Annotated in this window: 12 protein-coding genes; 6 read left to right on the plus strand and 6 right to left on the minus strand. The window is 64.1% G+C overall.

Going from position 1 to position 11,000, the window contains the following annotated elements; genetic code table 11:
• Positions 1-15: 15 nt before the first annotated feature.
• From NKG95_RS15495 to NKG95_RS15515, 5 genes are all read right to left on the minus strand, one after another.
• On the minus strand, positions 16-1,047 hold the full coding sequence (locus NKG95_RS15495; RefSeq protein ID WP_023717413.1) for a histone deacetylase family protein: 1,032 nt from the start codon (positions 1,045-1,047) through the stop codon (positions 16-18).
• Positions 1,044-1,553 (minus strand): GNAT family N-acetyltransferase, encoded by a 510-nt coding sequence (locus NKG95_RS15500; protein ID WP_352495812.1) that lies wholly within the window; start codon positions 1,551-1,553, stop codon positions 1,044-1,046. Before NKG95_RS15500 ends, NKG95_RS15495 begins: the two co-directional genes overlap by 4 nt.
• Before the next feature lie 193 nt (positions 1,554-1,746).
• Positions 1,747-2,676 carry a 3,5-dioxohexanoate:acetyl-CoA acetone transferase gene (kce, locus tag NKG95_RS15505; protein ID WP_023717415.1) on the minus strand — a complete coding sequence of 310 codons (930 nt, stop codon included), beginning with the start codon at positions 2,674-2,676 and terminating at the stop codon, positions 1,747-1,749.
• 10 nt (positions 2,677-2,686) lie between these two features.
• Positions 2,687-4,054, minus strand: coding sequence for an aminotransferase family protein (locus NKG95_RS15510; RefSeq protein WP_353041362.1), 1,368 nt, complete (start codon positions 4,052-4,054; stop codon positions 2,687-2,689).
• Position 4,055: 1 nt separating this feature from the next.
• Entirely contained in the window at positions 4,056-5,696 is a 1,641-nt protein-coding gene (locus tag NKG95_RS15515; RefSeq protein WP_353041364.1) for a N,N-dimethylformamidase beta subunit family domain-containing protein, read from the minus strand.
• Positions 5,697-5,852: 156 nt separating this feature from the next.
• Here NKG95_RS15515 and NKG95_RS15520 point away from each other — a divergent pair, with 156 nt between their 5' ends.
• The 5 genes from NKG95_RS15520 (at position 5,853) to NKG95_RS15540 (ending at position 8,633) form a co-directional block, all read left to right on the plus strand.
• Entirely contained in the window at positions 5,853-6,101 is a 249-nt protein-coding gene (locus tag NKG95_RS15520) for a ParB N-terminal domain-containing protein (protein WP_352481155.1), read from the plus strand.
• 123 nt (positions 6,102-6,224) lie between these two features.
• On the plus strand, positions 6,225-6,710 hold the full coding sequence (locus NKG95_RS15525) for an SRPBCC family protein (protein ID WP_353041366.1): 486 nt from the start codon (positions 6,225-6,227) through the stop codon (positions 6,708-6,710).
• Positions 6,711-6,751: 41 nt separating this feature from the next.
• Positions 6,752-7,708: an alpha/beta fold hydrolase gene (locus NKG95_RS15530; protein WP_023717420.1), complete on the plus strand. Its 957-nt coding sequence runs from the start codon at positions 6,752-6,754 to the stop codon at positions 7,706-7,708.
• A gap of 195 nt (positions 7,709-7,903) precedes the next feature.
• Positions 7,904-8,302, plus strand: coding sequence for a GFA family protein (locus NKG95_RS15535; protein ID WP_023717421.1), 399 nt, complete (start codon positions 7,904-7,906; stop codon positions 8,300-8,302).
• A gap of 118 nt (positions 8,303-8,420) precedes the next feature.
• Complete coding sequence (locus tag NKG95_RS15540; protein ID WP_352495816.1) at positions 8,421-8,633, plus strand: hypothetical protein; 213 nt, start codon at positions 8,421-8,423, stop codon at positions 8,631-8,633.
• Between the two features lie 13 nt (positions 8,634-8,646).
• Here the strand turns inward: NKG95_RS15540 and NKG95_RS15545 are convergent, their stop codons facing one another.
• Positions 8,647-9,561 (minus strand): hypothetical protein, encoded by a 915-nt coding sequence (locus NKG95_RS15545; RefSeq protein WP_353022649.1) that lies wholly within the window; start codon positions 9,559-9,561, stop codon positions 8,647-8,649.
• 258 nt (positions 9,562-9,819) lie between these two features.
• Here NKG95_RS15545 and NKG95_RS15550 point away from each other — a divergent pair, with 258 nt between their 5' ends.
• On the plus strand, positions 9,820-10,839 hold the full coding sequence (locus NKG95_RS15550) for a glycoside hydrolase family 25 protein (RefSeq protein WP_353041368.1): 1,020 nt from the start codon (positions 9,820-9,822) through the stop codon (positions 10,837-10,839).
• Positions 10,840-11,000 lie beyond the last annotated feature (161 nt).

An 11,000-nucleotide genomic window follows, 5' to 3' on the forward strand; every position in this document is an offset into this window, starting at 1 on the left:
CGCCTCGCGGGCCGATCATCGCTTGTGGGCGCCGCCAAAACCGGTGAGGAAGGCGGTGAGATTGTCGCCGAGCTCGTCGCAGAGATAGCCGCCTTCCTGGACGATGACTGTCGATAGGCCGAGACCGGCGATGGCCTCGCCAATGCGCGAGAAACCGGGCGTGCTCACCGACAGCCCACCGAACGGATCGCCCTCGAAGGCGTCGAGGCCGAGCGCCACCACCAGCGCTTCTGGCGCAAAGGCGCGGATACGCTGGAAAGCCACGTCCAGTGCTTCGAGGAATGCGGCGTCGCCGGATTTGCGCGGCAGCGGCAGGTTGAGATTGTAGCCGAGGCCGGCGCCTTCGCCGCGCTCGTCGGCATGGCCCCAGAAAAACGGATAGAAGCGCACCGGGTCGGCATGCAGCGACACGGTGAGCACGTCCGGCCGGGCATAGAAGATGCCCTGCGTGCCATTGCCGTGATGCAGGTCGACGTCGAGGATCGCCACCCGCGCCGCTTGCTTGCGCAGAACCCGTGCGGCGACCGCCGAATTGTTGATGAAGCAGAAGCCGCCGGCGACCTCGGCAAAGGCGTGATGGCCGGGCGGACGGCAGAGCGCATAGGCTGAAGGCACGCCCGACATCACCGCCTCGGCTGCTTCAACCGCGCTCCAGGCGCTCCACAGTGCGCTCTGCCACGTCTCGCCGGAGATCGGGCAGGCGGTGTCGGCCATGTGGTAGCCGGCCTGGCCGACTGCCGAGGCAGGATAGGAGCCGTGCCGCGCGATCGGATGGATGTTGGGAATGACCTCGGCAGAGGCACCCTCGATGCGCTGCCAGCGAGCGAAGATATGCTGGAGGAAATCGAGATATTCGGGCGTATGCACCGCCGCAATCGGGCCGAGCCCGTGATCCCGCGGCCGTTCGATCGTGCAGCCGGCAGCCTTTGCGCCGGCTAGCAATCGCTCGACCCGTTCCGGCTTTTCCGGATTGGGCTGCGGCGCGCCGCTTGAGAGGAACGCCTTCGGGTCGTGGCGCTTCTGTTCTTCGGCATAGAAGGCTTTCATGTTGGCTCCTCCGGTGCATCGGCGAAGGCGAAAAAGGCGTCGCCGACGATCTTCTGCACCTGCTCGTAGCTCGACCAGGCAATGCCCAACCGTTCGTAAAAAGCCTTGGCGGTCTCGTTGTCGGTATCGACGGACAGCCTGAGATAGACGCCGCCTGCCTTCCGGCACTGCGCCGCCACCCGGCGCAGCAGGCGCTCGCCGATCCTGCGGCCGCGAAACCGGTCCTCGACGTAGAGGTCCTGCACATAGACGCCGGGTCGTCCCATCCATGTCGAGAAGATCGGAAAATGCAGGCAAAGCCCGGCAAATTCGCCGCCGACTTCGGCGATCAAGGTCGAGAAGGCAGGCTTTTCGCCAAAGCCATAGGTGCGGAGATCCGCAGCTGTCGAGGTGATCTCCTGATGTGCGCCGACATGCGCGCCGAGCCGTAGGAGTGCGGCGTGGATGGTTTCGACGTCCTCCACCCGGCCGGGGCGGATAAGCACGTTTGTGGATGGCGTACTCACGGCAGGCAGGGCGCCCAGGCACCCCCCTCTGTCCTGCCGGACATCTCCCCCTCAAGGGGGGAGATTGGATGTCGCGCCGGGTTTCGCGATTCACCAACGTTGCAGGGTGGGCAGCGAGATCGAAGCTGCCGATCTCTCCCCTTGAGGGGGAGATGGCCGGCAGGCCAGAGGGGGGTGTGCCGGAGCGCAACCATCAGAACGCCACACGGTCGCCGCCCTTGAGCGCCAGCATCTGCCGCGCCTCGGCCGGCGTCGCGACGTCCAGCGACAGCCCGTCGAGCACGCTGCGGATACGGCGGACCTGGTCGGCATTGGACTTGGCCAGTTGGCGCCCGTCGTAGAGGCTGTCCTCCAGCCCGACGCGGACATTGCCGCCCATCGCCGCCGCAATCGAGATCATCGGCATCTGATGGCGTCCGGCGGCCAGCACCGAAAACTGGTAGCTGTCGCCGAACAGTTTGTCGGCGATGCGCTTCATGTGGATCAGGTTTTCGGGATCGGCGCCGATGCCACCGAGGATGCCGAACACGAACTGGATGAACAGCGGTCCCGACACCAGCCCGCGGTCGCGGAAATGCGCCAGCGAGTAGAGGTGGCCGACATCGTAGCACTCGAATTCAAAGCGCGTGCCGCAACCACGCCCAAGCTTCTCAAGCACCGTCTCCATGTCGGCAAAGGTGTTCTTGAAGATCGTGTCGCGGGTCGCCTCGAGCAGCTTCGGCTCCCATTCGTGCTGCCACTCCCGCGGCCGCTCGAGCATGGGGAACAGCGCGAAATTCATCGAGCCCATGTTGAGCGAGCACATTTCCGGCTCCGCCCTGAGCGGGGCGGCCAACCGCTGGTCGAGCGTCATCAGCGAGGAGCCACCGGTGGTGATGTTGATCACTGCGTCGGTCGCCTGCTTGATGCGCGGCAGGAACTGCATGAACACCTCGGGGTCGGCGGTCGGCCTTCCATCCTTGGGGTCGCGGGCGTGAAGATGCAGGATCGAGGCACCGGCTTCGGCGGCGGCGATCGCGTCGGCGGCGATCTGGTCCGGCGTCACCGGCAGATGCGGCGACATCGATGGTGTGTGCACCGACCCGGTGACGGCGCAGGTGATAATGATTTTTCGCGGCGCCATGGTTCGCCCCTCAGCCTTCGACCGGCAGGTCGAGTTCACCGGCCAGCACTTCGAGCGAGTCGCCGATGATGGCTACGATCTCGCCGATCTGCGCGGCGGTGACGATCATCGGCGGCGCGACCATGAAATTGTCGCCGTCGACGCCGCCCTTGACCTTGCGTCCGTAGATGATCAGTCCGCGCTCATAGGCGAGGTCGAGCAGCCGCTGGGTGGCCTTCTTTGCCGGCTCGATCGGCCTCAGCGTATCTGGGTCGGCGACCATTTCGGCACCTGTGAGCAGGCCCTTGCCGCGGACGTCGGCGATGAACGGAAACCGCTTCGCCAATCCCTTCAGCTCGTCCATCAAAAGCTTGCCCATATCGGCCGCATTGGCGATCAGGCCGAGACGGTCCATCTCGCCGAGCACGGCGAGCCCGGCGGCGCAGGCGAGCGGGTTGCCGGCATAGGTATGGCCATGCTGGAAGCCGCCCGATGCGAGCAATGGCTGCACCAGCCGCATCGGTGCCGCCAGCGCGCCGAGCGGCGCGTAGCCCGAGCCCAGCCCCTTCGACAGCGCAACGATGTCGGGCTTGCAGTTCCAGTGGTCGCCGCCGAGGAATTTTCCGGTGCGACCGGCGCCGCTCATCACCTCGTCATGGATGAGCAGGATGCCGTAGCGATCGCAGATCTCGCGGATGCGCGGATAGTAGCTGTCCGGCGCCACCAGTGCTGCCGTGGCAGCGCCGCCGACCGGCTCCATGATGAAGGCGAGCACGCTGTCCGGCCCCTCGGCCAGAATCTTCTCCTCCAGCATGTCGGCATAGCGGATGCCGCGCTGTTCCATCGAAAGATTGTCGCGGTCGCGCCAGGCGATGGGCGCCGGCACGGTCGGCATCACTTGCATCATCGGCGCAAATGTTTCGGCCAGCGCATCGTCGCCGGTGACGGCGAGCGCACCCAGCGTGCCGCCATGATAGGACGGAAAACGCGTGATCACCTTCCAGCGGCTGGGCTGGCCGGTGGCGACCGCCCATTGCCGCGCCAGCTTGACGCAGGATTCCGTTGCCTCCGAGCCGCCGGAGACGAAAAAGATGCGGTCCAGGCCCTCGGGGAGTTTGGCCGCCAGTTGCCGCGCGAGCTCCTCGGCCGGTTCGTTCTCGAAATGCAGGCGGTAGGCGAAGGTGGCGCGGTCCATCTGCCGTTTCATCGCGTCGAGCACGTTGCGGTTGGAGTGGCCGATATTGGCGACCATCGGCCCGCTCGATCCGTCGATGAAGCGGCGGCCATCCTGCGTCCACATGTAGATGCCTTCGGCGCGGTCGATCAGCGGCCGACGCACGCTGGACAGATAAAACAGATGCGAGGCTTCGCGGGCTTCCGGGACAGGGGGCTTCAGCATGTCATGGCTTTCCAAGATAGCGGTCGAGGACATTTCTGGTGACGCGCTCGACCATCGCGTCCTGCCTTAGCAGGCCGGCGACCCATTCGCAGCTTCCTGCGTGAAACACCTCGCCCTTGCCGCGCGGGAAATTGACGATCATGCCGTTGCCGCGTTTGACCTTGTCGAGATTGGCGTCGCTTGCCTCGCCGAACAGCGTTTCGGCGGTGAAGCGACCGTCCTCGTCGCCGAGGAACTGGTCCTCGAACGGAATGTCGGCGCTTTCCTCGACCTGGGCAGCCATGCCGACCGCGAGCACCTGCAGGCCGTCCGGTGCGCCGCTGTCGGGCGTGGGGTAGGGCAGGCCGCCGCGGATCTCGAAATCGAGCCCGTCGACCTCGTAGCCATAGACATGGCTGTCGGCGCCGAGCAGGTCGCCATAGTAGATGCCGGTGCCGGCAAACGCCCAATGCTCAGGCCGGTAGACCGGAAAGCCGCGTACGCCGCGCGGCGCGCAGCCGCCCCAGCCCGCATAGACGCCTCTTGTCGCGTTGAGGCCGAAGGTCGCCGCACCCGGCCGGCCGATTTCCGGCGCTTCCCAGGAATTGGTGGCGCGCCTTATATCGCCGCCGCGATAGGCCGGGTCCTCTGCGCGAGCGCGGTATTTGTAGCAGACCTGCCGGCGGCCTTCGTCCTCCAGCCTGGTCTGCCACATGAAATTGCCGGCGAAGCGCGCCGCATGGCCGCCGCGCTCGACATAGGTGTCGACCGCATCGCGCATCTCCCAGGTCCAGTATTCGTCGTGGCCGACGAAGACGACGCAGTCGTAGCCGTCGAGAATGTCGGGCGAAAAATGCAGATCGTGCTGGCTGGCAAGATCGACGGCGTAGCCGGCACGCTCGGCGAAGCGGAAGAAATGGCTGTCATAGCTTGCCCAGCCGGACGAGGCGTATTTCTTCGAATGGCCGGTGGCAAACGCCCATTCCATATGCGGATAGCGCGGCACGGTTTTCGGCGGCACGGCGACTTCGAGCGGCACGCGCGGCGCGTCCCTGGGCAGCACGACGAAGCCGCGGCACCAAGGCCGCTGCGTCGACACTATTCGTGCATACTGGTCGCGGCCTGGCCCGGTGATGCCTTCGTAATGGTTGGAACCGCCCCATGTGTTGTAGGCGAGCCAGGTGCCGGTGGCCGCGACCTGCAGCACGCGACCAAGCTTCTTGCCGGGCTGCGGCGCGACGATGAAAAGATGGTGGTAGCGGATCGGCTTGCCGTCGCGAGCGTCGGCTTCAAGCGTGACGCGATAGGCGCCGGACGGCCAGTCGTCGCCGATGCAAAATTCGAACGATGCTTCCCAGCCGCAGCCCTCGACCGAACACTGATCAGGCGTATCCTGCCAGCGCGCCGCGATCCCGGTCCTTTCGAATATCGTCGTTTCCGTACCGCCGTCGCGGACGATCGCGATGCCGAAACTGGCGGCCGTCGAGCTGACATGCAGCGCCGCCATCTCGCCGGGGCGGTAGGAAAAACGGTCGCTGTAGCACCAGATTTCGCCGCGCCCGCCATCCATACCCGGCCATTCCCAGTAATGGCTGCGCACCGCCTGGCGTCGCTGCTCCGGCGTCAGTCCGAAATCGGGAAACTCGGTCGGCAGATGGTTCATGGACACCGCTAAGGTCGAAGGCCGCCATTTCGGCCATCCGCCGGCCAAGCGTCAATTGGAAACGATCGGGCCAGTCATCGCCGGGCTGCTCCCTTGGCCTTGCCGGACAAACAGACTATCTCACAAAACGCGGCCTTGTCCGCCACGGGAGCCGATATGCTGAGAGTGCAAAAGGTTAGGGTCAACGACATTTACGTGCCGACCGCGCGCAAGAAGACGCTGCATCCCGAGACCGTCCGCCATCTTGCCGAGGACATTCTGGAAAACGGCATGAAGACGCCGATCCAGGTGCGCCATGACGGCAAGCGCCATATCCTGGTCGAAGGCCTGCATCGGCTCGAAGCGGCCAAGTGGCTCGGCGAGACTGAGATCGACGCCTATCTGGTGCAAGCCAAGCGCCACTGAAGCCACTCGGTTCCGTCGTTCGAATCTCCGGTTCCGCGGATTTTTTCTCGTGGACCGTGTCGGCTTGCGTCTTGTCGGTTCGTCCTAGACACGAAAGCCAAATCCGACATGTGAGGAAACACCATGACCACCAAGCTCGACATCGCCCCCAACTCCGACCGCGAGCTGGTTCTCGCCCGCATCATCGATGCGCCGCGTGAGAGCGTCTATCGCTGCTGGACCGAGCCGAAGCTGTTGACGCAATGGTTCTCGCCGAAGCCGTGGATGACGCCGCGCGCCGAAATGGATGTGCGGACCGGTGGCTCCACCCTTGTCGTCATGGCCGATCCCGACGGCAAGCAGTTCCCGAATCCAGGCATCTTCCTCGAAGTCGTACCGGGCAAAAAGCTCGTCTTCACCGATGCCTATACCAAGGCGTGGGAGCCGTCCGAAAAGCCGTTCATGACGGTCGTGCTGACCTTCGACGACGAGGGCGAGGGCAAGACCCGCTACATCGCCCGGGTTGCGCATTGGTCGGTCGCCGACCGCGAACAGCACGAGAAAATGGGTTTTCACGACGGCTGGGGCCAGTGCGCCGAACAGCTCGAGGAGGTCGCCAAGCTACTTTGATGCACAAGCGACTTTGATGCAAACGAGAGAGGGAGGCTGATATGTCCAGATCGATATTTTTTGCCATTTTCGCCTCGGCCGCCGCGCTGTTTGCGGCGCCGGGCACCATCAACGCAGAGGAGGCCAAGCCCGCCATGACGACCGCAACCGCAACACTGCCGAAGCCGGAAAAATCCGGCCTGCTGCCGATCAACGGCCTGAACTATTATTACGCCGTCTATGGCAAGGGCGAGCCGCTGCTTCTGCTGCATGGCGGTCTCGGCACAACCGACATGTTCGCGCCGATCCTGCCCAAGCTTACCGAAAACCGCACCGTCATCGGAGTCGACCTGCAGGGCCATGGCCGCACCGCGCTCGGCGACCGGCCGCTCAGCTTGGAGGCGATGGGCGACGACATGGCAGCGATCGTCAAGGCGCTCGGCTACGACAAGGTCGACGTCATGGGTTATTCGCTGGGTGGCGGCGTCGCCTTCCGTATGGCCGTGCAGCATCCCGAGGCGGTGCGCCGGCTGGTGCTGGTCTCGACCCCCTACGCCGCGGACGGCTTCTATGCCGAGATGCGTGGCCAGCAGGCACAGGTCGGCGCGGCGATGGCTGACATGATGAAGGACACGCCGATGTACAAATCCTACGTCGCCGTTGCGCCGCATCCGGAGGATTTTCCGAAACTCCTCGATCAACTTGGCGCCTATATGCGCAAGGACTACGATTATTCCGCCGACGTGCCGAAGCTGAAAATGCCGGTGATGCTGGTGTTCGGCGACAGCGACATGTACCGGCCCGAGCACGAGATCAAATTCTACCAGATGCTCGGCGGCGGATTGAAGGACGCCGGCTGGATGCGCGAGAACCTGTCGCAGAACCGCCTGGCGATCGTGCCGAACCGCACCCACTACGATGTGTTCTTCGCGCCGGAGCTCACAGCTGCCGCGCTGCCGTTCCTCAATGGCGAGACCAAGGTCAAGACCTGGGACGAAGTCGTCAACGAAACGAACTGACACGCAGTCAATTGTCTGCCGGCCGTCTCCCGCGAGACGGCCGGCATTTCGTCAATGAGGCCTTGGCGCGGCGCATCGGCCAGTCGTGTATCGGTCGCATCACAGCTATAGATGGCGCCATCAAAGCTTTTCAATTGACGCTACCGCGCCTATCGATAGGTATGCCGCCTATCCTCACAGGCAGGGACACGGGCGATGGCTGGGTATCAGGGCGGGTGTTTGTGCGGCGCGGTGCGCTACCGCGCCGAGGCAGCACCGATCAATGAGCGCGTCTGCCATTGCCGGTTGTGCCAGAAGGCGCTGGGTGCCGCCTTCAACGCGCGCATGCTGTTCCGTATCGACGATGTGACGGTCGACGGACCGCTGGCGATGGTGAATTCCTCGCCCGATCTCAAGCGCGGCTTTTGCCCGCGCTGCGGCACGACGATGTTTTCCCGGCGCGATTCCGCCGGCATCATCGGCGTCACCACCGGCTCGCTCGATGACCCCTCAGTGTTCAGGCCCGAGATGCATATCTGGACCGCCTCGAAGCAGCCCTGGGTGCAGATCGACGACGGCCTGCCGCAATATGAAGGCGCGCCACCTCCGGTTTGAGGTGAAATCTGGACAAAATTTAATCCAAAGCGACACGAGATAGCCGGCAAAGCGTCATTGGCGGGCCATCATTGCTGCCTATCTATTGCGTGCGGGCGGCAGTCGAGGAGGCGACGGAATGAACGACAGCATCAACACCCTGGACGAACTCTTGAGCGATCCGATGATCAAGCTGGTGATGGAGCGCGACCGCGTGCAACCGGCGCAACTTCGCACGCTGCTCGAAGAAAAGGTCCGCCGGGCGGACGATGATGTGGCGGTCAACGATCGTTTTGTACCGCCGGCCCACCTGATGGCCACGACCTGCCACAAGCTGTGGCTGTGCGGCTAGGGTCTTGAAGCGGTTAGCCGGAATTTGCCGGCAAATAGCTGTAATGGCTGCGGAAATAAGCGAGTTTGAAGCCGAGACGTGCATAGTTGCGATAGGCCGGCCCGTCGCGTTCGGCTTGCGGCGCCTCGATATCGGCCACGAACAGTTTTGCACCGGCCGCAAGTCCGTCGCGCACCATCGCTTCGCCGAGCATTGCATCGAGATCGAAGCTCGGCGCCATGATGCCGGGCACCGGCGCGTCGATGCCGCTCCAGGCCATGCCGTCGGCGCCGATGAACATCGAGCGCACCGCCGCCACCGCGCCGTCCCGCCGCAGCATGTAATGGCGCCAGCCGCGCCGGCCGGCCAGCGCCAGTAACCACGGTGAGGTCGGCAACCGGTATTGGCTGTCGATGAACCCAGCCCATTCCCTTGCCGTTGCCGGCGTCACCCGCTCGACCGAGACATCCTCCGTCGGGAAAAGCGGCTCCGCTGGCAACGGCGTGGCGTCGCGAAAGATGCGTTCCCAGCCTCCCTGACGCTGCAGGCCGCGCGCCTCGAGCCAGCAGCTGAGCGTCGCGGGCTCGGTGTGTGGGTTGGTGTAGAACCAGGGCCGCAGAATGCCGGCGTCGCGATAATGCCTCAGAAGCGTATCGAGCCGGCTCTCGGTGGCCGCGCTATCGACACCAAGGTTCTTGACGCAGTTGAAATGGATGAACGGGATCGTCGTGCAGGTGGTCCAGACGAGATCGCCATCTTCGGCGATGGCTAGGCCTTGCCTTGCGGCAAAGTCTGCCGGGGCGGCGCGATAGAGATCGAGCCAGGCATCGACCTCAGCGCGTTCGATGACGCGGCTGAGATCGCCGGATATCTCGTCGATCCCGATGGCGGGCGAGCGTGGCTCCGGCGTGACTAAGGGCTGCAATTCTGACAAGGCGGCGGGCTGCATGACTCCCTCCCAAGTATGGCCTTACATCGTAAGATTAGCGAAGACTAATCTCACGCAGTGAGTTGTCAAGCGGGATTGCGAAGCCAGCGACGTGGCCGAACGGTGGAAGGGCAGCGTCCCTTTGCCCGCCGACGTCTCGACGAGAGCCCTAACAATTCGATTCAAACTTTGTTGGTAGTTTCTTGTTAGGAATCCAGCTTGGTTTGTCCGGCGGCGTTGTCCTGCCTTCGGTCTGTTGTGTTTTGCGTACAGGTCCAGATGCGGATATCAGGCGTCGTCATCTTTTCGATCGCAGCGCTGTGCCTTGCCGGTTGCACGTCGACCTCCGGCGTCGATGCGCTGCAAGTGCCGTCCAGCGAGACCACCAGCTCGGTTGTGCGGCCACCCGCGCCGGTGGCATCCGTGGCGAAAACTGATGCTGCGCCCGCTTTTGCCGGACAGGAGCAGGACGAACAGCCGGTCGCTGCATTGGAGCCCGACCAAAGTATCGAACCGCCGGCCGAGGTGATCGCGCTGATGTCGCCGCCGAAGCGGCTGACACGCGCAGCACCGGCAATGCTTGCAGAGCCGGTCACGCGCTATGGTTTTCGCGACGCCAAGCCGATCAATTTCGGCAAGTCCTCCTCGCCAAGGCGCCTTGCCGTCCATGGCGTCGACGTTTCGCGCTGGCAGGGCAATGTGAACTGGCAAAAGCTGCGCGCCCAGGGCGCCAATTTCGCCTACATCAAGGCGACCGACGGCGGCGATCATATCGACCCGATGTTTACCAGGAACTGGCGCAATGCCGACGCCGCCGGCCTGAAGCGCGGCGCCTATCATTTCTTCTACTGGTGCCGCACCGCCGGCGAGCAGGCGGACTGGTTCATCCGCAACGTGCCGAGGGTCGAGGGTGCGCTGCCGCCGGTGATCGACGTCGAGTGGAACGGCGAATCCAGCTGCAAGCGCCGCCCGTCCCGGCAAAAGGTGCTGGAGAAGATGCAGGTGTTCATGGACAAGCTCGAGCGCCACTACGGCCAGCGGCCGATCATCTACACCGCCCCCGACTTCTACCGCGACAATCTGCGCGGCGCCTTCCCAGATTATCCATTCTGGCTGCGCGCCGTGGCGGCGCATCCGTCAAAGGTCTATCCCGGCCGCAAATGGCTGTTCTGGCAATATTCCGGCTCCGGCCTGTCGCACGGTGTGAGAGGCCGCATCGACCTCAACGTGTTCCATGGCGACGAGAGGGCCTGGCGCGACTGGACTGGCGGACGGCAGATGGTGGCCGACGCGGAGTAGCGGCAGCTCTTTCCTTCTCCCCTTGTGTGAGGCCTTTGCACAGAATCGGATTGGTGATTCTGTGGCGTGGTCGCTGCGGGAGATTCGCGGATGGTTGATCGTGTGCTTGGTCAATTGAGCTTGGCGGACGGCCTTGCGGTGTCGGATGAGACGATCTTCGA

The organism is Mesorhizobium sp. M1423, assembly GCF_040317575.1.
In the GTDB taxonomy this organism is placed as follows: domain Bacteria; phylum Pseudomonadota; class Alphaproteobacteria; order Rhizobiales; family Rhizobiaceae; genus Mesorhizobium.

Bases quoted from the DNA above. Each gene is read 5' to 3' on its own strand.
- NKG95_RS15495 (WP_023717413.1), bottom strand. From the start codon at position 1,047: ATGAAAGCCTTCTATGCCGAAGAACAGAAGCGCCACGACCCGAAGGCG.
- kce (WP_023717415.1), bottom strand. From the start codon at position 2,676: ATGGCGCCGCGAAAAATCATTATCACCTGCGCCGTCACCGGGTCGGTG.
- NKG95_RS15510 (WP_353041362.1), bottom strand. From the start codon at position 4,054: ATGCTGAAGCCCCCTGTCCCGGAAGCCCGCGAAGCCTCGCATCTGTTT.
- NKG95_RS15515 (WP_353041364.1), bottom strand. From the start codon at position 5,696: ATGAACCATCTGCCGACCGAGTTTCCCGATTTCGGACTGACGCCGGAG.
- NKG95_RS15520 (WP_352481155.1), top strand. From the start codon at position 5,853: ATGCTGAGAGTGCAAAAGGTTAGGGTCAACGACATTTACGTGCCGACC.
- NKG95_RS15525 (WP_353041366.1), top strand. From the start codon at position 6,225: ATGACCACCAAGCTCGACATCGCCCCCAACTCCGACCGCGAGCTGGTT.
- NKG95_RS15530 (WP_023717420.1), top strand. From the start codon at position 6,752: ATGTCCAGATCGATATTTTTTGCCATTTTCGCCTCGGCCGCCGCGCTG.
- NKG95_RS15535 (WP_023717421.1), top strand. From the start codon at position 7,904: ATGGCTGGGTATCAGGGCGGGTGTTTGTGCGGCGCGGTGCGCTACCGC.
- NKG95_RS15540 (WP_352495816.1), top strand. From the start codon at position 8,421: ATGAACGACAGCATCAACACCCTGGACGAACTCTTGAGCGATCCGATG.
- NKG95_RS15545 (WP_353022649.1), bottom strand. From the start codon at position 9,561: ATGCAGCCCGCCGCCTTGTCAGAATTGCAGCCCTTAGTCACGCCGGAG.
- NKG95_RS15550 (WP_353041368.1), top strand. From the start codon at position 9,820: ATGCGGATATCAGGCGTCGTCATCTTTTCGATCGCAGCGCTGTGCCTT.